The 22,634-nt window shown below is 48.4% G+C and carries 15 protein-coding genes and 1 pseudogene; 13 read left to right on the forward strand and 3 right to left on the reverse strand.

All coding sequences use genetic code 11. The features are described 5' to 3' along the window. Positions 1-133 precede the first annotated feature (133 nt). From vgrG to EL143_RS10340, 10 genes are all read left to right on the forward strand, one after another. Entirely contained in the window at positions 134-6,133 is a 6,000-nt protein-coding gene (gene vgrG / locus EL143_RS10295; RefSeq protein ID WP_126326743.1) for a type VI secretion system tip protein VgrG, read from the forward strand. Continuing rightward, positions 6,117-7,280 (forward strand): tetratricopeptide repeat protein, encoded by a 1,164-nt coding sequence (locus EL143_RS10300; protein WP_085417581.1) that lies wholly within the window; start codon positions 6,117-6,119, stop codon positions 7,278-7,280. The genes vgrG and EL143_RS10300 overlap by 17 nt, the downstream gene beginning before the upstream one ends. Before the next feature lie 73 nt (positions 7,281-7,353). Continuing rightward, positions 7,354-10,053, forward strand: a complete 2,700-nt coding sequence (locus EL143_RS10305) for an RHS repeat domain-containing protein (RefSeq protein WP_126326745.1) — start codon at positions 7,354-7,356, stop codon at positions 10,051-10,053. A gap of 7 nt (positions 10,054-10,060) precedes the next feature. Continuing rightward, on the forward strand, positions 10,061-11,158 hold the full coding sequence (locus EL143_RS10310; protein ID WP_085417584.1) for an SEL1-like repeat protein: 1,098 nt from the start codon (positions 10,061-10,063) through the stop codon (positions 11,156-11,158). Between the two features lie 123 nt (positions 11,159-11,281). After that, positions 11,282-11,635 carry a helix-turn-helix domain-containing protein gene (locus EL143_RS10315; protein ID WP_085417595.1) on the forward strand — a complete coding sequence of 118 codons (354 nt, stop codon included), beginning with the start codon at positions 11,282-11,284 and terminating at the stop codon, positions 11,633-11,635. Next, positions 11,632-11,964, forward strand: coding sequence for an IS3 family transposase (locus EL143_RS10320; protein WP_085417594.1), 333 nt, complete (start codon positions 11,632-11,634; stop codon positions 11,962-11,964). Before EL143_RS10315 ends, EL143_RS10320 begins: the two co-directional genes overlap by 4 nt. Positions 11,965-11,969: 5 nt before the next feature. Continuing rightward, positions 11,970-12,227, forward strand: coding sequence for a DDE-type integrase/transposase/recombinase (locus EL143_RS10325; protein ID WP_170162410.1), 258 nt, complete (start codon positions 11,970-11,972; stop codon positions 12,225-12,227). After that, positions 12,227-16,891, forward strand: a complete 4,665-nt coding sequence (locus tag EL143_RS10330; protein WP_232001381.1) for a DUF2345 domain-containing protein — start codon at positions 12,227-12,229, stop codon at positions 16,889-16,891. The genes EL143_RS10325 and EL143_RS10330 overlap by 1 nt, the downstream gene beginning before the upstream one ends. Positions 16,892-17,309: 418 nt before the next feature. Next, positions 17,310-17,930: a hypothetical protein gene (locus EL143_RS10335; protein ID WP_126326751.1), complete on the forward strand. Its 621-nt coding sequence runs from the start codon at positions 17,310-17,312 to the stop codon at positions 17,928-17,930. Positions 17,931-19,141: 1,211 nt separating this feature from the next. Further along, entirely contained in the window at positions 19,142-19,504 is a 363-nt protein-coding gene (locus EL143_RS10340; protein WP_126326753.1) for a hypothetical protein, read from the forward strand. Here the strand turns inward: EL143_RS10340 and EL143_RS12750 are convergent. Then, complete coding sequence (locus tag EL143_RS12750; RefSeq protein WP_232001290.1) at positions 19,488-19,706, reverse strand: hypothetical protein; 219 nt, start codon at positions 19,704-19,706, stop codon at positions 19,488-19,490. The two genes, EL143_RS10340 and EL143_RS12750, sit on opposite strands and share 17 nt — an antisense overlap. Positions 19,707-19,727: 21 nt before the next feature. Further along, a complete protein-coding gene (locus tag EL143_RS12755) occupies positions 19,728-19,943 on the reverse strand; it encodes a hypothetical protein (RefSeq protein WP_232001291.1) in 216 nt (71 codons plus the stop codon). A 24-nt stretch (positions 19,944-19,967) separates the two neighbouring features. Here EL143_RS12755 and EL143_RS10350 point away from each other — a divergent pair, with 24 nt between their 5' ends. The 3 genes from EL143_RS10350 to EL143_RS10360 all read left to right on the forward strand — a co-directional run bounded on the left by EL143_RS10350 (position 19,968) and on the right by EL143_RS10360 (position 22,326). Next, positions 19,968-21,167, forward strand: coding sequence for an RHS repeat domain-containing protein (locus EL143_RS10350; RefSeq protein WP_126326755.1), 1,200 nt, complete (start codon positions 19,968-19,970; stop codon positions 21,165-21,167). Positions 21,168-21,500: 333 nt separating this feature from the next. Beyond that, on the forward strand, positions 21,501-21,845 hold the full coding sequence (locus EL143_RS10355) for a hypothetical protein (RefSeq protein WP_126326757.1): 345 nt from the start codon (positions 21,501-21,503) through the stop codon (positions 21,843-21,845). A gap of 4 nt (positions 21,846-21,849) precedes the next feature. Further along, positions 21,850-22,326 carry a hypothetical protein gene (locus EL143_RS10360; RefSeq protein ID WP_126326759.1) on the forward strand — a complete coding sequence of 159 codons (477 nt, stop codon included), beginning with the start codon at positions 21,850-21,852 and terminating at the stop codon, positions 22,324-22,326. Positions 22,327-22,398: 72 nt separating this feature from the next. On the opposite strand, the pseudogene EL143_RS10365 reads toward EL143_RS10360, so the two are convergent. Next, positions 22,399-22,491: pseudogene (locus EL143_RS10365) on the reverse strand (IS1595 family transposase); the annotation flags it as partial. Positions 22,492-22,634 lie beyond the last annotated feature (143 nt).

The following is a 22,634-nucleotide window of genomic DNA, read 5'->3' on the forward strand; positions in this document are numbered from 1 at the left end:
GTCTGAAACCTTTTATTTCCTTCAACTTCCCACCCCCTCCGCCTTTTCAAACCGGCATCCGCACACTTGGCAAAACCGCCCCTTTAGGCTAACCTTCCGTCATCTCTTTACCTCCTTGGTTACCGGAATCCCCATGCGCACCCAAGCCTACCATCTCGACTTCTCCCGATTCTCGCCCGAGCTCTCCGTTTCACGATTCGACGCTACCGAAACCGTCAACCGGCCATACCGGATCGAAGTCTGGTTCTCTTCTCCCGATGCCGATTTACCCCTCTCTTCCTATATCAACCAACAGCTGCGATTCTCCGTCCTCCCCGAAGCCGGAACCCTCGCCAATCTCAACCCGATGTATGCGCCCGAACCGCTCAAACTCTGGAACGGTATCGTCACTTCCTGCGAGAAACTGTCCGTATCCAACGATGAAACGCTCTACCGGCTGATCATGGCGCCGCGACTGGCCGCACTCGCCCACCACCGCGCTTCACGACTGTTTCAAAACCAGTCCGTACCCGACATCATTGCCGCGGTTTTGAAACACCGCGGTTTCTCCGGCGTCGATTTCCGCTTCAACCAAAGCCGTTCTTACGGGGTACGCGAGTATGTCACCCAATACCAGGAAAGCGATCTCGACTTTATCTGCCGCTTATGCGAGGAGGAAGGCATTTGGTTTGTCTTCGAGCAATCCGGGCAGCACAGGGATGTGGTGGTGTTCGGCGATGCCCCCGCCCATTATCTAAGGGATAAGGTGCCGCCCTACCCCTTCCGCCCTCATGCCGGATTGGAGAGCGCCAGCGAGGAGGCGGTATTCGATTTGCGGGTCAAACACAATCCGATTGTGCAATCCGTACGCGTCGGCGACTACAATTACCGTGATGCCGATACCGATTTGGCCCACCAGGAGTTCAACCGGGCCGACGATGCTTCGGTTTTGCTCGGCTCCGACTCCTTTTGGGGGCTGCATCAAAAGTCGCCTGACGAGGCCGCCCTTCAGACAGGCCTGTTGCAGCAGCTCAATCTGTGCCGTCGGATCGAGGCGGACGGCAGCGGCAATGTGACCGCGCTATGCCCCGGTAAGGTGTTTCAAACTTCTCCCGCCTTTCATGAGGCGCCCGACGGCTGGCTGGTGCTGTCCGTCTCTCACCGCGGCAGCCGCGACCAAGCATACAGCCATACTTTCACCTCCATTCCCGCCGACAGCATCTTCCGCCCCGAACGCATCACCCCGTTGCCCAAGATTCAAGGCAGCTTACCGGCACGGGTTACCAGCCCCGGCAACTACACTTATGCCTATATCGACGAGATGGGGCGCTACCGAGTAAAGCTGCCGTTCGACCTCGACGAATGGAGCCCGGGCGGAGAAAGCCGTCCCATCCGCTTAGCCAAACCCTATGCCGGCCCCGACTACGGCCAACACTTTCCGCTGCACGAAGGTACCGAAGTGATGCTGTCGTTCGTGCAGGGTAATCCCGACCGACCCTACATCAGCGGGGTGATGCACGACAGTTCCCACCCCGACCATGTTCCCGCCGATTGGAACACCCGCAACGTCATCCGCACCTGGGCGAACAACAAACTGCGGATGGAAGACAAACAGGGTCAGGAGCACATCAAACTGGCGACCGAATACGGTAAAACCCAGCTCAACCTCGGCCATATCGTCGACAGCCAACGCCAAAAACGCGGCGACAACGGCGAAGGCTTCGAGCTGCGTACCGACAGCTGGGGTGCGGTTAGGGCGGGCAAAGGGTTGTTCATCAGCACCGACGCCCAAAATCAGGCTTCGGGGCAGGTGTTGGATATGTCGGAAACCGTCAAGCGTTTGGAAGAGGCATTATCGCTGGCCAAACAGTTGGACGATGCGGCTAAAAATGCCAAGAACGATGCTACTGAAAGTCAGGCACAGAAGAACCAGCTGCAAAGCAGTTTGAAAGATCTGCAACATGCGGGCATCATCCATTCCGCACCGGGCGGCATCGCCACCTCCACCCCGCAGAGCCAGCTGCACACTGCCGGCAGCCATATCCATTGGGTCAGCGGCGGCGACGGCAATATCAGTGCCGGTAAAAACTTTACTGCTCACGCCCGGGAAGGGCTCAACCTGTTCGCCCAAAGCAAAGGCGCCAAACTCCAGGCCAATCAGGGCGCGGTGACGATACAGGCGCAAAACGACCGTATGCAGGTCAATGCCTTAAAAGATTTGGAACTCTCTTCCAGCAGCACCAAAGTGACGGTGGCGGGCAAGCAGGAAGTGATGATTACCGGCGGCGGGGGCAGCTATATCCAGCTGAAAGACGGCGAAATCGTACTCGGTTCGCCCAAAATCGTGCGGGTTAAAGCACCGGCAATGCCGGTGGGCGGCGGCGACAGTTTCAATTTCAACGGTTTCCCGCTGACCGATAAAATCTGTATTCCCTGTAAGATTGCCGAACTTACCGGCAAACCGGTCAATCCCGTTTCCGGTATCAAAGTGTTGCCCGATGAAACCGATTTCGCCTTTGACGGACTGGTACCTTTCGTTTGGAGCCGCAGTTACTTCTCCGATGTGGCCGAGTCCGGCTGGTTGGGGCAAGGATGGATTACCGCACTCAGCGCCAAACTCGAACGCATCGGCGGCCGCTTCAGCTATACCGATACCCAGGGGCGCAACTTCAATCTGCCCGAACTGTCCGAAAGCGACGGACAAATGCTGTTTGAAGCCGAGCAGATCGTCTTCGAACGCATCGGCAACGGCAGCTATCAAATCAGCAGTCTCGACGGCAGCAGCAAACTGCACTTTGCGCCGCTGCATTTGAACGGCCATGACCGCAGCGGCAGCGGTAACGGTGTTTACCCCCTGATTCGTGTCAGCGACCGCTTCGGTAACGGTTACCGCATTGTGTATGACGACCATGGCTTACCCGCCTATGTGACCGACAGTCTTCAGCGCACCATCCGCTTCCACTTTACCGATCTCCGGCCTGCGGATACGGAACATAGCCCCGTTTACCGTCTGACCCATGTCGCTCTGCAACAAGGTACGCAGCCGGATGATGCGGCAGACGAGATGTTGGTTGTTTACCGCTATGACGACAACGGCAACCTGAGCGAAGTCTATGACGGCCGTGGCCGTCTCCGCCGCCGTTTCGGCTATACCGGCTCGGTGATGACGCAGCATCAAAACACTGCCGGACTGACCGCCTATTACGAATACGACCGTTACGATTCAGACGGCAAAGTGTTGCGCAGTTATACCGATGCCGGCGAAGAATGGCGCTTTATCTACGCACCCGGCCATACCGAGATTACCGACGCCCTCGGCCGCACCGAACACCTGTATTTCGACCACCACAACGAAGTGGTTAAAAAAGTGTTTGCCGACGGCAGCAGTATCCTGACCGAACGCGACGCTTTAGGCCGCCCGGTCAAAGTAACCGACGAGATGGGACGGGAAACCCGCTACCGCTATAACGAACAGGGCTTACTGGCCATGATCGGCGGCGAAGGCGGCCAAAACCAACATATCCGCTATAACCGACAACTCCGGCCGGTCGAAATTACCCGCCCGCACGGCCATAAAACCCTGCTTGAGTACGACGCGCAAGGTCGGTTGGTCAAACAGAGCGACGGCAAAGGCCACGCGACCGCTTACCGCTACAATAACTACGGCCAGCCGGTACAGATTACCGATGCCAAAAACAACGGCTACTTCTTCGACTACGACGACAACCACCGTCTGAGCAGCACCACCGACTGCTCCGGCAAACAGACCCGTTACCAATATGACGGCAAAGGCCGCGTCACTACCATCACCGATGCCGCCGGCGGCACCACCGCCTACCGTTACGACGCCGACGGCCGACTGGAACACACCACTTATCCCGACGGCAGCAGCGAGCATTACCACTATGACGAAGCGGGCCGTCTGAAAGCCCATACCGACGCCGCCGGCAACCGTACCGAATACGCCTACAACAGCGACAACCAACCTACCGAGCACACCAACGCCCTGGGCGATACCTTCCGCTACCGCTACGATGCCGCCCGCCGTCTGACCGAACTCATCAACGAAAACGGCGACAGCTACCGTTTCGCCTACGACGAACGCGACCGTTTAACCGCCGAAACCGGTTTCGACGGCCGGGCCACCGAATACACCTACAACCCCGCCGGCGAACTCGTACAGGAAAACCGCTACGGCCAAACCCACCGCTTCGGCAACCACCGCCGCGAACTGCTGCAAACCACCGTCTACCACCGCGACCGCCTCGGCCGCATTACCCAAAAAGACAGCCATTGTGCCGGCAGCAGCCAAAGCCGGAGCAGCCGTTACTACTACGACAAACTCAACCGGCTCACCCGCGCCTTCAACGACCACAGCGAGATCCGCCTCAGTTACGATACTGACGGCCTGCTGACAAAAGAACGGTTCCGCCCCCTCAGCGAACCCATCCGCCTCGACATTCTGCAACCGCACAACAGCGAAGGCGAAAAAGTCACCGAATACCGTTACGACATCCTCGGCAACCGCACCCAAACCATCCTGCCGACGGGCGAAACCCTCAACTACCTCTACTACGGCAGCGGCCATCTGCACCACATCAACCTCGACGGCGACACCATTACCGATATCGAGCGCGACGACCTGCACCGTCCCGTATCCAGAAGCGCCGGCAAACTGCACACCCGCCTGATTTCAGACCCCTTAGGCCGTCTGAAAGAACAGCTGGTACAACTCGAAGCACCCGGCGGCAAAGCCACCGAGCCGAAAGGCCTGATCAAACGCCGTTACCATTACGATACCAACGGCAATCTGGTTCAAACCGAAGACCGACACCACGGCAATAAAGACTACGCCTACGACCCGCTGGGCAGGATTACCCGAGCCGGCGACGAACGCTTCGCCTTCGACCCCGCCCACAACATCAGCGGCGACGGTGTCAAAGTGGCCGGCAACCGCCTCACCGACTATAACGGCATCCACTATGTTTATGACCCGCTGGGCAATCTGAGCGAACGCCACAACGACGCCACGGGCGAAAGCCAGTATTACCGTTACGATGCCGACAACCAACTGACCGAAGCGCGTATCGAACAGACAGGCAGGCCGTCTGAACACTGGCACTACCGCTACGATGCCTTGGGCAGAAGGGTCAGCAAACAGAACGCCCGCAACCAAACGGAAACCCGTTTCCTATGGGAAGGCAGCCGCCTGTTGCAGGAATACAGCGATAAAGCGACCTATACTTACGTTTATACCGAACAGGGAAGCTACGAACCGTTGGCACAAATCGTTCAGACGGCCAACCGGGACGGCAGCAAAGCCGACAGACAGATTCTGTACTACCACAACGACCAAATCGGCATTCCGCGCGAGATGACGGATGCGGAAGGCAACATTGTTTGGCGCGGAGAATACGGCGGTTGGGGTAAACTGAATAATGCGGAGAATGCGAACCTGAAAGAAGACGTGCATCAGCCGTTCAGGTTGCAAAACCAGTATGCGGATAAAGAGACGGGGCTGCATTACAACTTCTTCCGTTATTACGATCCGCACTGCGGGCGGTTTACGCAGCAGGATCCGATTAAATTAGCTGGGGGAGAGAGTTTGTATGCTTATGCACCCAATGTTCAAAAATGGATGGATTTTTCAGGATTACAACCTTTCGACCTTCAAGCTTTCGGTATTTCTGACAGGGCAGCCTCAAACATGTACAACCAAGGAATGAATGAGCTTGCGAAAAAGCTAAACGCTCAAGCACAAACATATTCTGAATATACAACTGGTTTGGATGTATCAGGAGATGTAACTGCCTTTGGAAAATTGAGCGGATCTGGTGGTTATTTGCAGTCACAGAACACTAAAGGACAAACTAATAAGTGTGCATATGTAACAATATGTGCTGGCGCTGGTGCAGCGGGTGGGGCAAAAGCAGCATTTCAAGGAGTTTATTCAACCCAGTCAACCTCAAGCGGTGTATCTTTCCCTACTTGTACAGATGCGACAGGAACCATTTTAGGTGGCTGGACTGGATCTGGTTGTGTAGACCCCAACACAGGAAGTTTTACAGGAACAACAGGGCCTGCGCTTGGAGCACAAGTGGGTGCAACAGTTAAACAGTGCGTTCAAGCGACGGTATGTGCACCATTCCGATAATTATTTTTTAATTTCCCAAAATGTTATGATAAAAAACAATATTATTCTGATGATACTTAGCTTGGAATTATTTGGTTGCGGCTATTTTGATAAGCAAGTATCTGATACAAAGCTAAATTGTGCTATCGATGTATCCGAGCAAGCTGTAAAACAGCTCATTCAATGTGCTCAGATTGGAGATGCAGTCAGCCAATATAATTTGGGCGTGAAATATCGTGAAGGAATAGATGTTCAACAAGATTTTGAACAAGGTTTTCATTGGACTCAACGTGCTGCTGCACAAGGATTAGCTGAAGCAGAGGCTAATCTTAGTTGGTTTTATGAAACCGGATTGGGGGTACCCAAAAATCCTGAACAAGCCTTCTTGTGGGCAGAAAAAGCAGCGAAGAAAAAAATACCTTTAGCGATAAATAACTTGGGTAGCTATTATCAAAAAGGTTTTGGTACCGCCGTTAATTTGGAAAAGGGAGCTGCATATTTTCGACAAGCCGCAGAAGAAGGTAACCTTTCACTTGCTCAAGTCAATTTGGGATTTGCTTATTTCTATGGAAATGGTGTTCCGCAAAATACTGAAAGAGCTTTGTTCTGGACAAAAAAAGCAGCCGAGCAAGGTGATTCACAAGCCATGGCTAATTTAGGTAAGTTTTATAAAGAACTAGGACAGCTGAATGAAGCATTTATGTGGACAGAAAAAGCAGCTGCAACGGGAAACCCTTTAGCTGAAGCGAATTTAGGTTTTATGTATGCTCATGGTGTTGGTGTTAATGCAGATAAAGACAAAGCTTGGTTTTGGCTTGATAAATCAATGAAGCAAAATAACTCTTACGCATTTTTCTTAATGGGGACGCTTCATTCGCAATCAAATCCTACTTTTCCTTATGATGAAGCCAAAGCCTACAAATACTATCAACAAGCAGCTGAGATGGGTAATGCCAATGCTCAAAATAATTTGGCTAATTGGTTGATGAACGGACGTTATATTCCTAAAAATGAAACTGAAGCACTAAAATGGTATGAAAAAGCAGCAGAAAATGGTTTACCCATAGCTATACGAACTTTGATTAAAATTTATGGAGAAGGCTCTAAGGATATTCCCAAAGACGAAGCCAAAAAACAACATTGGCAGAATAAGCTTTCTGAGCAATAAATTCTTTCAGAGAGTCTCATGAGAGAGGCTGACGAGATGGGGCTACCGCTACAACGAACAGGGCTTACTCGCCATGATCGGCGGCGAAGGCGGCCAAAACCAACATATCCGCTATAACCGACAACTCCAGCCGGTCGAAATTACCCGCCCGCACGGCCATAAAACCCTGCTTGAGTACGACGCACAAGGTCGGTTGGTCAAACAGAGCGACGGCAAAGGCCACGCGACCGCTTACCGCTACAATAACTACGGTCAGCCGGTACAGATTACCGATGCCAAAAACAACGGCTACTTCTTCGACTACGACGACAACCACCGTCTGAGCAGCACCACCGACTGCTCCGGCAAACAGACCCGTTACCAATATGACGGCAAAGGCCGCGTCACTACCATCACCGATGCCGCCGGCGGCACCACCGCCTACCGTTACGACGCCGACGGCCGACTGGAACACACCACCTATCCCGACGGCAGCAGCGAGCATTACCACTATGACGAAGCGGGCCGTCTGAAAGCCCATACCGACGCCGCCGGCAACCGTACCGAATACGCCTACAACAGCGACAACCAACCTACCGAGCGCACCAACGCCCTGGGCGATACCTTCCGCTACCGCTACGATGCCGCCCGCCGTCTGACCGAACTCATCAACGAAAACGGCGACAGCTACCGTTTTGCTTACGACGAACGCGACCGTTTAACCGCCGAAACCGGCTTCGACGGCCGGGCCACCGAATACACCTACAACCCCGCCGGCGAACTCGTACAGGAAAACCGCTACGGCCAAACCCACCGCTTCGGCAACCACCGCCGCGAACTGCTGCAAACCACCGTCTACCACCGCGACCGCCTCGGCCGCATTACCCAAAAAGACAGCCATTGTGCCGGCAGCAGCCAAAGCCGGAGCAGCCGTTACTACTACGACAAACTCAACCGGCTCACCCGCGCCTTCAACGACCACAGCGAGATCCGCCTCAGCTACGATACCGACGGCCTGCTGACAAAAGAACGGTTCCGCCCCCTCAGCGAACCCATCCGCCTCGACATTCTGCAACCGCACAACAGCGAAGGCGAAAAAGTCACCGAATACCGTTACGACATCCTCGGCAACCGCACCCAAACCATCCTGCCGACGGGCGAAACCCTCAACTACCTCTACTACGGCAGCGGCCATCTGCACCACATCAACCTCGACGGCGACACCATTACCGATATCGAGCGCGACGACCTGCACCGTCCCGTATCCAGAAGCGCCGGCAAACTGTACACCCGCCTGATTTCAGACCCCTTAGGCCGTCTGAAAGAGCAGCTGGTACAACTCGAAGCACCCGGCGGCAAAGCCACCGAGCCGAAAGGCCTGATCAAACGCCGTTACCATTACGATACCAACGGCAATCTGGTTCAAACCGAAGACCGACACCACGGCAATAAAGACTACGCCTACGACCCGCTGGGCAGGATTACCCGAGCCGGCGACGAACGCTTCGCCTTCGACCCCGCCCACAATATCAGCGGCGACGGTGTCAAAGTGGCCGGCAACCGCCTCACCGACTATAACGGCATCCACTATGTTTATGACCCGCTGGGCAACCTGAGCGAACGCCACAACCACGCCACGGGCGAAAGCCAGTATTACCGCTACGATGCCGACAACCAGTTAACAGAAGCACGTATCGAACAAGAGGGAAGGCGGTCTGAACACTGGCACTACCGCTACGATGCCTTAGGCAGAAGGGTCAGCAAACAGAACGCCCGCAACCAAACGGAGACCCGTTTCCTATGGGAAGGCAGCCGCCTGTTGCAGGAATACAGCGATAAAGCGACCTATACTTACGTTTATACCGAACAGGGAAGCTACGAACCGTTGGCACAAATCGTTCAGACGGCCAACCGGGACGGCGGCAAAGCCGACAGACAGATACTGTACTACCACAACGACCAAATCGGCATTCCGCGCGAGATGACGGATGCGGAAGGCAACATCGTTTGGCGTGGAGAATACGGCGGTTGGGGTAAACTGAATAATGCAGAGGGTACGAACCTGAAAGAAGACGTGCATCAGCCGTTCAGGTTACAGAACCAGTATGCGGATAAAGAGACGGGTCTGCATTACAACTTCTTCCGTTATTATGATCCGCACTGCGGGCGGTTTACGCAGCAGGATCCGATTAAATTGGCTGGGGGAGAAAATCTATATCAACTCGCTCCTAACGTTAGCGAGTGGATTGATGTTCTTGGCTTAAATAGAAGATCAATGGATGGGGTTGATGAATTTGGGGATTGGAGTGGTGCCTCTAAAGCTATAGTCAAAGGTAAGCAGACAGGAACCCCTTTTATTGAAGTCTCTTGCGCAGCAGGTTTAGGAGGTAGTTTTGGTTTAGAATTTCCTGGGAAAGGTCGAGTTGTTACTAGTACAGCAATTACATCTGGTGCTGGCTGTGGTTATATGGCAGGATTTTCTCAATCCAATAGAGATAGAGAGGATGGTTTATTTTCTGAAGTATGTGAAACTGCTTCCGCTGGGTACGCGTATGGATCATGTCAAGGAAATAGTTTAAAAAAAGGTGCAAAACCATACATTTCAAATAAAATAGGTACAGGTACAGGTACATCTATAACAGGTAATATTGGATATCAGAAAACTTTTGATTTTAGAAGAAAGTCTCTTGAATTTAGCCCTAATTCAAATTTACAAAACTTAGACTTACCGAATGGTTTTCCAAGCTCAAACTCTATTCATCCAAATTCTATAATACAGAATATACCTAGATGAGATATTTATGAATAAACTAAATTTAAATATTTTACTGTTATTGTTATTCGGTTGCGACAGTTCTACTATTCAAGCAAGAAATTTTGATTGTAATGTTGATAAAGAATATTCTATTCAAGATCTTAAGAAATGCTCAGAGCAAAATAATATCGTGCGCCAGTATGATTTAGGCATATCTTACTTAGAAGGTAAAAAAATACCTCAAGATATGAAGCAGGCTTTTTACTGGATTAATAAGTCAGCTAACCAAGGATTTAGTGGTTCTCAAAATATGATGAGTTGGTTTTATAGAACAGGAACAGTTGTTGAAAAAGATGATAAAAAAGCATTTGAATGGGCTGTTAAAGCTGCTGAGTCCGGATCAAGAAAATCATTGAATAACGTAGGGTTTTATTACCAACAGGGAATTGGAGTAGAAAGAGATTTAAAAAAAGGTTTGGAATATTATTTAAAAGCTGCTGAGTTAGGTAATCTGGATGCGCATGTCAATTTAGGATATGCCTATTTAAACGGATGGGGTGTAGAGCGCAATCTTGAACAAGCTTTAAACTGGATGTTAGAGCCTGCCAGAAAAGGAAATGTTAATGCAATAGTTAATGTTGGTTTAATATATCAAGACTTAGATAATCTTAAAGAGGCTGAAGAATGGTTGCGCAATGCCGCAGAATTTAATCATCCAGTTGCTCAAGCTCATCTTATTTGCCTTTTAGCTAAGAAAACTGACCAAGAAGCAAAAGAGGAAGCAAAAAAATGGTTAGACACTATTCAAGAGACTAATCCCGCAATCGCATTTTATGTATTAGGTAAGCTTCATTCCGAAAAAAATAAGCTATTCCCAAACAATGAATATCAAGCTTCTGAATATTATTTAAAAGGAGCAGAAATGGGAGATGCGGGTTCTCAATATGAAATTGCTCAAAGATTAATCAATGGGCACTTCATTCCAAAAAATGAGCTGGCTGCATTACGTTGGTATGAATCGGCAGCTGAAAATGGCATACAAGATGCCAATATACGATTGGTAGAGATTTATAGTAAAGGCACTTCAGAGATTCCTAAAAACAAAACAAAAAAACAATACTGGCAAAGTAAACTGCCTCAATAATTACGTATTACGGATTATAAATAAACAATCCTGCTATTATTAAAAGCCAAAAGGCTGTCTGAAAATATTGAACTGCACCCCAAAAGTTGGACACCCCTCCGACTAAAAAGGTGCAGTTTTCTTATGAACAAATATACACTAGACTTCAAATACCGAGCCGTACTCCATTATCACCAAGTGCACAGCCAACAGCGCACCGCAGAGCACTTCAACGTCTCGCGCACACACCTGCGCCGTTGGGTAGCCGCCTATCGGCAAGGCGGCATCGCCGCACTGCAACACCCTCAGGCGCACTCCATGAAAACCAAACGCAAAAACCCGTTTATCGTCGATAAGCCCGACCATGAAAAAACCCAAGCAAAGCTGATTGAAGAGCTGCGTTATATGCGTGCGGAGAACGACTACCTAAAGCACATGAACGCCCTCAACGAAAAGGAAGGGAACGCCGCCAAAGCTGCGAAACCGTTCAAAAGTTGAGGGCGAAACACCCGCTGAAATATCTGCTGCACAGTGCCGGCATCCCCAAAAGCAGTTTCCATTACCCTATCGGCAAACCCGACCCCGATGCTGCGGCCAAAACCGCAGTGAGCGAAGTATACCGCCAACACAAAGGCCGCTACGGTCAACGGCGGATTGCCGCCGTATTGTCGTGGAACAAAAAGAAAGTCGGGCGCATTATGGGTTTATTGGGGTTAAAAGCCAAAGTCCGCAGCAAAAGAACCTATCGCCCGCAGGCTAAGGGGAAGCTTCGGCAAACATTCTCAATCGTGAATTTAGTGCCGCCAAATCGCGAGATAAGTGGTTGACCGATGTGACCGAGTTTAAATGCACAGACGGCAAACTGTATTTATCGCCGATATTGGATGTGTTCAATCGCGAGATTGTAGCCTATTCTTTAAGCCGCAGAGCGAACGGTGACATGGTAACGCAAATGTTGGATAACGCATTCGGCCGTCTGAAAGGGGCAACGCCGCTGCTGCATTCCGACCAAGGCGTACCGTATCGAACCGGTGCTTATCGGGCGAAATTGGCTGAGAACGGGATTGTGCAAAGCATGTCGCTCAAGTGATGCTGTCGTTCATGCAGGGTAATCCCGACCGACCGTATATCTCGGGGGTGATGCACGACAGCTCCCACCCCGACCACGTTCCTGCCGACTGGAACACCCGCAACGTGATCCGCACTTGGGCAAACAACAAACTGCGGATGGAAGACAAACAGGGTCAGGAACACATCAAACTGGCGACCGAATACGGCAAAACCCAACTCAACCTCGGCCATATCGTCGACAGCCAACGCCAAAAACGCGGCGACAACGGCGAAGGCTTCGAGCTGCGTACCGACAGCTGGGGCGCACTAAGGGCGGGTAAGGGTTTGTTTATCAGTGCCGATGCCCAAAATCAGGCTGCGGGGCAGGTGTTGGATATGTCGGAAACCGTCAAGCGTTTGGAAGAAGCATTATCGCTGGCCAAACAGTTGGACGATGCGGCTAAAAATGCCAAGAACGATGCTACTGAAAGTCAGGCACAGAAGAACCAGCTGCAAAGCAGTTTGAAAGATCTGCAACATGCGGGCATCATCCATTCCGCACCGGGCGGCATCGCCACCTCCACCCCGCAGAGCCAGCTGCACACTGCCGGCAGCCATATCCATTGGGTCAGCGGCGGCGACAGCAATATCAGTGCCGGTAAAAACTTTACTGCTCACGCCCGGGAAGGGCTCAACCTGTTCGCCCAAAGCAAAGGCGCCAAACTCCAGGCCAATCAGGGCGCGGTGACGATACAGGCGCAAAACGACCGTATGCAGGTCAATGCCTTAAAAGATTTGGAACTCTCTTCCAGCAGCACCAAAGTGACGGTGGCGGGCAAGCAGGAAGTGATGATTACCGGCGGCGGGGGCAGCTATATCCAGCTGAAAGACGGCGAAATCGTACTCGGTTCGCCCAAAATCGTGCGGGTTAAAGCACCGGCAATGCCGGTGGGCGGCGGCGACAGTTTCAATTTCAACGGTTTCCCGCTGACCGATAAAATCTGTATTCCCTGTAAGATTGCCGAACTTACCGGCAAACCGGTCAATCCCGTTTCCGGTATCAAAGTGTTGCCCGATGAAACCGATTTCGCCTTTGACGGACTGGTACCTTTCGTTTGGAGCCGCAGTTACTTCTCCGATGTGGCCGAGTCCGGCTGGTTGGGGCAAGGATGGATTACCGCACTCAGCGCCAAACTCGAACGCATCGGCGGCCGCTTCAGCTATACCGATACCCAGGGGCGCAACTTCAATCTGCCCGAACTGTCCGAAAGCGACGGACAAATGCTGTTTGAAGCCGAGCAGATCGTCTTCGAACGCATCGGCAACGGCAGCTATCAAATCAGCAGTCTCGACGGCAGCAGCAAACTGCACTTTGCGCCGCTGCATTTGAACGGCCATGACCGCAGCGGCAGCGGTAACGGTGTTTACCCCCTGATTCGTGTCAGCGACCGCTTCGGTAACGGTTACCGCATTGTGTATGACGACCATGGCTTACCCGCCTATGTGACCGACAGTCTTCAGCGCACCATCCGCTTCCACTTTACCGATCTCCGGCCTGCGGATACGGAACATAGCCCCGTTTACCGTCTGACCCATGTCGCTCTGCAACAAGGTACGCAGCCGGATGATGCGGCAGACGAGATGTTGGTTGTTTACCGCTATGACGACAACGGCAACCTGAGCGAAGTCTATGACGGCCGTGGCCGTCTCCGCCGCCGTTTCGGCTATACCGGCTCGGTGATGACGCAGCATCAAAACACTGCCGGACTGACCGCCTATTACGAATACGACCGTTACGATTCAGACGGCAAAGTGTTGCGCAGTTATACCGATGCCGGCGAAGAATGGCGCTTTATCTACGCACCCGGCCATACCGAGATTACCGACGCCCTCGGCCGCACCGAACACCTGTATTTCGACCACCACAACGAAGTGGTTAAAAAAGTGTTTGCCGACGGCAGCAGTATCCTGACCGAACGCGACGCTTTAGGCCGCCCGGTCAAAGTAACCGACGAGATGGGACGGGAAACCCGCTACCGCTATAACGAACAGGGCTTACTGGCCATGATCGGCGGCGAAGGCGGCCAAAACCAACATATCCGCTATAACCGACAACTCCGGCCGGTCGAAATTACCCGCCCGCACGGCCATAAAACCCTGCTTGAGTACGACGCGCAAGGTCGGTTGGTCAAACAGAGCGACGGCAAAGGCCACGCGACCGCTTACCGCTACAATAACTACGGCCAGCCGGTACAGATTACCGATGCCAAAAACAACGGCTACTTCTTCGACTACGACGACAACCACCGTCTGAGCAGCACCACCGACTGCTCCGGCAAACAGACCCGTTACCAATATGACGGCAAAGGCCGCGTCACTACCATCACCGATGCCGCCGGCGGCACCACCGCCTACCGTTACGACGCCGACGGCCGACTGGAACACACCACTTATCCCGACGGCAGCAGCGAGCATTACCACTATGACGAAGCGGGCCGTCTGAAAGCCCATACCGACGCCGCCGGCAACCGTACCGAATACGCCTACAACAGCGACAACCAACCTACCGAGCGCACCAACGCCCTGGGCGATACCTTCCGCTACCGCTACGATGCCGCCCGCCGTCTGACCGAACTCATCAACGAAAACGGCGACAGCTACCGTTTTGCCTACGACGAACGCGACCGTTTGACCGCCGAAACCGGTTTCGACGGCCGGGCCACCGAATACACCTACAACCCCGCCGGCGAACTCGTACAGGAAAACCGCTACGGCCAAACCCACCGCTTCGGCAACCACCGCCGCGAACTGCTGCAAACCACCGTCTACCACCGCGACCGCCTCGGCCGCATTACCCAAAAAGACAGCCATTGTGCCGGCAGCAGCCAAAGCCGGAGCAGCCGTTACTACTACGACAAACTCAACCGGCTCACCCGCGCCTTCAACGACCACAGCGAGATCCGCCTCAGTTACGATACTGACGGCCTGCTGACAAAAGAACGGTTCCGCCCCCTCAGCGAACCCATCCGCCTCGACATTCTGCAACCGCACAACAGCGAAGGCGAAAAAGTCACCGAATACCGTTACGACATCCTCGGCAACCGCACCCAAACCATCCTGCCGACGGGCGAAACCCTCAACTACCTCTACTACGGCAGCGGCCATCTGCACCACATCAACCTCGACGGCGACACCATTACCGATATCGAGCGCGACGACCTGCACCGCCCCGTATCCAGAAGCGCCGGCAAACTGCACACCCGCCTGATCTCAGACCCCTTAGGCCGTCTGAAAGAACAGCTGGTACAACTCGAAGCACCCGGCGGCAAAGCCACCGAGCCGAAAGGCCTGATGAAACGCCGTTACCATTACGATACCAACGGCAATCTGGTTCAAACCGAAGACCGACACCACGGCAATAAAGACTACGCCTACGACCCGCTGGGCAGGATTACCCGAGCCGGCGACGAACGCTTCGCCTTCGACCCCGCCCACAATATCAGCGGCGACGGTGTCAAAGTGGCCGGCAACCGCCTCACCGACTATAACGGCATCCACTATGTTTATGACCCGCTGGGCAACCTGAGCGAACGCCACAACCACGCCACGGGCGAAAGCCAGTATTACCGCTACGATGCCGACAACCAGTTAACAGAAGCACGTATCGAACAAGAGGGAAGGCGGTCTGAACACTGGCACTACCGCTACGATGCCTTAGGCAGAAGGGTCAGCAAACAGAACGCCCGCAACCAAACGGAGACCCGTTTCCTATGGGAAGGCAGCCGCCTGTTGCAGGAATACGGCGATAAAGCGACCTATACTTACGTTTATACCGAACAGGGAAGCTACGAACCGTTGGCACAAATCGTTCAGACGGCCAACCGGGACGGCAGCAAAGCCGACAGACAGATTCTGTACTACCACAACGACCAAATCGGCATTCCGCGCGAGATGACGGATGCGGAAGGCAACATCGTTTGGCGTGGAGAATACAGCGGTTGGGGCAAACTGAATAATGCAGAGGGTACGAACCTGAAAGAAGACGTGCATCAGCCGTTCCGCTTACAGAACCAGTATGCGGATGAAGAGACGGGGCTACACTACAACTTCTTCCGTTATTACGATCCGAACTGTGGGCGGTTTACGCAGCAGGATCCGATTGGGTTGATGGGGGGGATGAATGTTTATCTCTTTGGTTCAAATACACAAATATGGACAGATTTCTTAGGACTTCAATCTAAAAATGAATGTAATGGTATAAATAACAAGGGATTAGAGGATTTGGCTAATGGAACTTCTATAAATTATTCGGCAGCTCTCGGGCTTGGATTAACGGGAGCTCAACAATATTCAGGCTGTGGGAAGGTTACTCACACATTAGGAAGAACTGTTGGAGCGGGATATGAAGCATATGTAACAAAAGATATTATTGCATCGGATAAACCGGATGGAAGATTTCTTGAGGGATGTATTGCTGCAGGCCAAGGTAGGGTTATTCAAGCTTGCGGGGGATATTCTTGGTCTGGTAAAAAGTTTTTTGGTTCTATTCGTGCAGGGTATGGAAGTGCAGGTAAAATTGGTATAACAGATGGATGGCAAGAAACGTCTTATCCCATACCTAATCCGGTTCCGGAAATAAATGCGCCTACTCCCAATATAGACTTCAATGGAGCTTTTCAACAATGGGGCAATATTTATAGATAACAGGATTATATTTAAATGAAGGTATTTTTTATAGTAATTATTGTAGTTTTAAATTTAATTTATTTTTTTTCGTTATATAAACTGGCAAAAGAAATAGATAACGATATGTATTTTTTAGATTTTATAACAATGAATAGAAAGTATGAGTCTATTGCATATAAATTGTTAATAAATAGAAGTTTTTATGACTCACATCGCTCTAAATATGCACGATTAGTAAAATATACTTTTTTACCTTCACATATCAGTATTGCTATTTTTTTTGTTATTGCCTTATTTTTTAGAAAATAATAAGACATTACATTAATTGGCACGCTTGGGTAGTTTTAATAAGAGACTAATGTGATTTAATATCATTAGTGGGTCGATGAAACATAGATTATAACTACATAAATAGACTTGAATTGGAGTTTTAGTAATGATTAGAAATTTGTCTGTTTTAATGTTATTTTTATGTGGGTGTTCGTCTAATTTAATAGAAGAAAAAACGAATTTATTAGATGAAACAAAGATACAGGAGGTTGTTTCTAAGGAAGATTTAAATTTGTTTATTAATCTTCAAGCAGATGAGGATGTGCAATACTTAATTAAGAGTGCTAACGCTGCCACAGTAAATGGGTTTAGAATTTTGTATTCTAAACCGGGGGAAATAATAATCATCAAAGATAAAACTGTGTTAGCAAGAATTGGAGATAAACAAAGGGTTTTTTATAATGGAAATTATGCACCCATTGCAAGTAATCAAGTAATATTAAAAAATAACCTTTTAATATATTCAAATAATCATAATGATTTTATCGATTATGGAATAGATGGTATAGATATTGTATCAAAAAATGATTTACCATTCTTTAATCATATAAGTGATAAAGATAAAGCACAAAAAACTGCATCATATGTGAATGGTCAGCTATGTCGAAATCTGCATCCAGAGCTTTCTACAGCCGCTTGCTGTAATGGAAAAGGATATAGATTTTCTTTTGAAAGCGGGTGGAGTGAGGATCCAAAAATAACAATAAAGTGTAAGGCACTAAATTAATAGTGAGCAGTATTTAAACAGCTTTATTTTTGCTTGCGGACAGGCCTATGCCTGTCTGAAACCTCTTTATTTACGCTAGCATGGCTCATATCTTTACATATTTTATGCCGTTCAACTATGCCTGTTAAAGCCTATCAACTCTCTTTCGCTCATTTTAGCCATTCTCTTTCCATCATCCCCTTTTCCGTCACAGAATCCGTTAACCTGCCCTTTATCGCCTATGAAATTTGTTGATTCTCTTGGGAGAATAGAAAAATATAGAATATTCGGTATCTTTAAGAGATTCTAACTAGTATTAGATCTGAGCTAAAAACTGAATGTATAAAAGGAAAAAGAGGACATGCTACCATTTACGCTTCAGGAGGCTCTTATGGCGTAGGAGGTATTGTTGGATCCAATGGTTCAGATGTAACATTTGAAGATAAGTTAGACCATATTGATCCTAATGTTTTTAATGGATTGTATTCTGAAGGTGGTGGAAATATTACTTTCATAAAAGGAATAGGTTTAGGAAGTACTAAACTTGGGCAAGCAAAGTCTAAAGGTTTGCTTACAATATATGATAGAGGGTATTCTGTTGAGTTAGCCGCGAACGGAGGGAAGTCTACTGTTACTTCCTCATACATAGAATCGTGTCAAGAAAAACCTAAAGTTAATTGTGCGAAATGCCAATATCCAAATAACTATCCAATAGAGAATTTGCCTCCAGTTCCTAATGTTTCTATTAACGAAATGATTCGAATGGTTCCCTATTATTGAATTAGATTAGAACATGTTAGAAATTTTTTTCATATTAATAATTTTATCTTTTTATTGGATTTTTTTGATTTATGTTAATGGCAAAGCTAAGAATTTAGTTGAGTCAATCAGAAAACATCCGGAATTAGATAAAGTATGTGGCTATCCCTCAAATACTTATTTTTTTTGGGAGTTTATTAGATTAGATTACAGTTTTGCTATTTTTTTATGGAAGAATAAACAGATGCCCAAAATATTAGAATTTGATTTTAAGGAATACAGTTTAATCAGAAATCTTGCTATTTTCATAATTTGGTTAGAAGTATTACGAGGTTTATTTATTATATTGATATTTATTTTTCATCAAAAAAATTATAGTATTTGATATTTTAGTATTCATACTTATTGCTAATATAAGTTAAATCATTTTTTTCGAAAAACTTATTTGTTAAATTTTATGTAATGGATTTTATATGATTACAAATTTCTATATTATTTCTGCTGTAGCATTAAGTATGAATTTTCAATCAGCTTTTTCATTTTCAAAGCAGGATGAACAGAGTCTTAATACAGTGCAGACTAGTTCATTGATAACAGCTCAAGGAAAAATAATTAGTGAGGTTTTTAGTGACTGTACGCAGTACGATTTTGAATCGGCAGTCAAATCATTTACAGTTGTTGCAAGGTTAGATAGTTCAGGTTATGTTGAACAAACTTGGAATGATAAAAATGATGAGTTTTCGTTATGTGTAGAAGAAAAAATTCAAAGAAAATTTATATTTCAGCCCCCAAAAACTCCTTTTTTTACTGCTTTTGAATTTAAATTTGAAGAGTAATTATTACTTTCATTACTGAATAATAGGTTATGATATCCTCGGCAACCGCACCAAAACCCTCCTGCCCACGGGCGAAACACTCAACTACCTGTATTACGGCAGCGGCCATCTGCACCACATCAACCTCGACGGCGACACCATTACCGATATCGAGCGCGACGACCTGCACCGCCCCGTATCCAGAAGCGCCGGCAAACTGCACACCCGCCTGATCTCAGACCCCTTAGGCCGTCTGAAAGAACAGCTGGTACAACTCGAAGCACCCGGCGGCAAAGCCACCGAGCCGAAAGGCCTGATCAAACGCCGTTACCATTACGATACCAACGGCAATCTGGTTCAAACCGAAGACCGACACCACGGCAATAAAGACTACGCCTACGACCCGCTGGGCAGGATTACCCGAGCCGGCGACGAACGCTTCGCCTTCGACCCCGCCCACAATATCAGCGGCGACGGTGTCAAAGTGGCCGGCAACCGCCTCACCGACTATAACGGCATCCACTATGTTTATGACCCGCTGGGCAACCTGAGCGAACGCCACAACCACGCCACGGGCGAAAGCCAGTATTACCGCTACGATGCCGACAACCAGTTAACAGAAGCACGTATCGAACAAGAGGGAAGGCGGTCTGAACACTGGCACTACCGCTACGATGCCTTAGGCAGAAGGGTCAGCAAACAGAACGCCCGCAACCAAACGGAGACCCGTTTCCTATGGGAAGGCAGCCGCCTGTTGCAGGAATACAGCGATAAAGCGACCTATACTTACGTTTATACCGAACAGGGAAGCTACGAACCGTTGGCACAAATCGTTCAGACGGCCAACCGGGACGGCAGCAAAGCCGACAGACAGATTCTGTACTACCACAACGACCAAATCGGCATTCCGCGCGAGATGACGGATGCGGAAGGCAACATTGTTTGGCGCGGAGAATACGGCGGTTGGGGTAAACTGAATAATGCGGAGAATGCGAACCTGAAAGAAGACGTGCATCAGCCGTTCAGGTTGCAAAACCAGTATGCGGATAAAGAGACGGGGCTGCATTACAACTTCTTCCGTTATTACGATCCGCACTGCGGGCGGTTTACGCAGCAGGATCCGATCGGGTTGATGGGTGGAGATAACCTTTATAGATTTGGTAATTCAACACAAGGCTGGATTGATTTATTAGGTCTAGAAGGGCAAACAGTACTTCAGAAAATTGATAATTACTTAACAGGAGCATATATTGAAGGCTCTGCGACAGCAGGATTAGGCCTGGCGGCTAGTTGTGAATATGCGGGTAAAGGAAAAGTGAGCTGCAGTATAGCACTTACAGCAGGAGCCAGCTTGGAGGCTGGTGCCGGCATATCTAAAACTGTAGGTAAAAAAGATGATGGGTCATATGCTGAGATATGTGCAACTGTAAAGCCTGGTGTTTCAGTAGGAGCCTGTGGCGGCTCTAATTTAAAAAGAAAAGCAAAACCCTATGGCACGGGTAAGGCGGGTGTTGGTGCTGGTGCGGGATTAACTGCGAATATAGGATATCAAAAAACAATTGATTTCTTAGCCCCTCTTCCTAAAGCTCAACCACAATACTTGCCAAAGGGAATGCAACTACCGCCAGGAATAGATCCAAAGAATGTGCATCCTAATTATATATTTAACAACATGAGGTTTTAAGATTAAAAATGAATAAATCAGAATTATTAATTTTAGTACTTACTCTATCTTGGGTTTTTACTTATTGGTATTTTGCTTACAAAATATGCAAAAAATACCAGAAAATAAACTCTATATGGGAAATGCTTATTACAAAGAATCTAGAAAGTAATAAATTACTCTGGGCTATTATGCTGGGTAAACCATCTATAAATCATATTCCTAAAAACTTTGATTTCTATTTTGTAAAATATGGGGCTTTTGCCGTAATACCCCTAATTATTCTACTAAGAATCATTATTAACTAATAATACTAAGACCCAAAGTCAAACTCGAACGACAACCAATGCTTGTGTGGGTCGCTGTGCGGAAGAGAGAAAAGACCCTTGTACTAAACTACCAACAAAAAATGTTGCAAGAAAAACCGCCTTGAGACAAGCTGGTATACCTATAAGCTCACCACCCATCGCACAAAATATAATACCTAATTGGGAACAATATATGTATAAAAACCCAAATGGTTCACAAGTACCTTTAATTGTTTCTCACCATCCTGCGGATGCGACACATCCCTGTCCACACTGGCATGTAGGTACAGCTAAGATGGATGGTAGTTTTGTGCAACGAAGAAATAATGGGAATGGTACATTTTCATGGAAATATTATAAAGATAATGTAACTATTCAACATAGGAAATAGCCAAATGATAGAAATGAAGGATAAAATTTTTATTTTAAAACAGAAAAATATAATAAAAAATTTAAAAGAAAACCATATGATCAATTATTTGATTACAGAATCTCAAAGTATTATTTCATATCCTCATTCATTTAAAATACTAAATAGTAATTTTGTAAATAATGAAAATGTAGAGTTAAAAAAAACAGATTTTGATATTCTTAAAAAAGAAGTATTCAGAAAATTAATATTAGAAGGTAATGAGAACGTTTATGTTTACTTTTATGGCGGAATAAATGATATAGCTAAATTCCCAATAGAATTATTTCCATTATTTATAATTAAAAACAAAGATATTGAAAAATGGTTAGCGTTAATACAGCAATCTAATTTTTATTGCTTAAAATTTTTCAACATTTCACTCAGTAAAATGGTTGATATATCTTCATTAGATAACAATGAGGAAGATATATTATCTATATCTACTGGAACTAAATCATAGTTAGCAGAAAAATATTTCTCAAGATATATTCAAATAATATATTTCAAAATAAGAGGCTGACGTAGATTAGCCCTAAATACCGCACCAAAGCCGCAGAATTTTTAACTGCGGCTTTGGTGTTCCAAAATTAAAACGGAACTCACATTCTTTTAAGAACAGAAAATACGAATCTGCCGGCAACCTGACTCGTACCGAGAATCAACGCAATGGCAATAAAGACTACGCCTACGACCCGCTGAGCAGGATTACCCGAGCCGGCGACGAACGCTTCGCCTTCGACCCCGCCCACAACATCAGCGGCGACGGTG

This window comes from Neisseria canis (assembly GCF_900636765.1).
GTDB lineage: Bacteria > Pseudomonadota > Gammaproteobacteria > Burkholderiales > Neisseriaceae > Neisseria > Neisseria canis.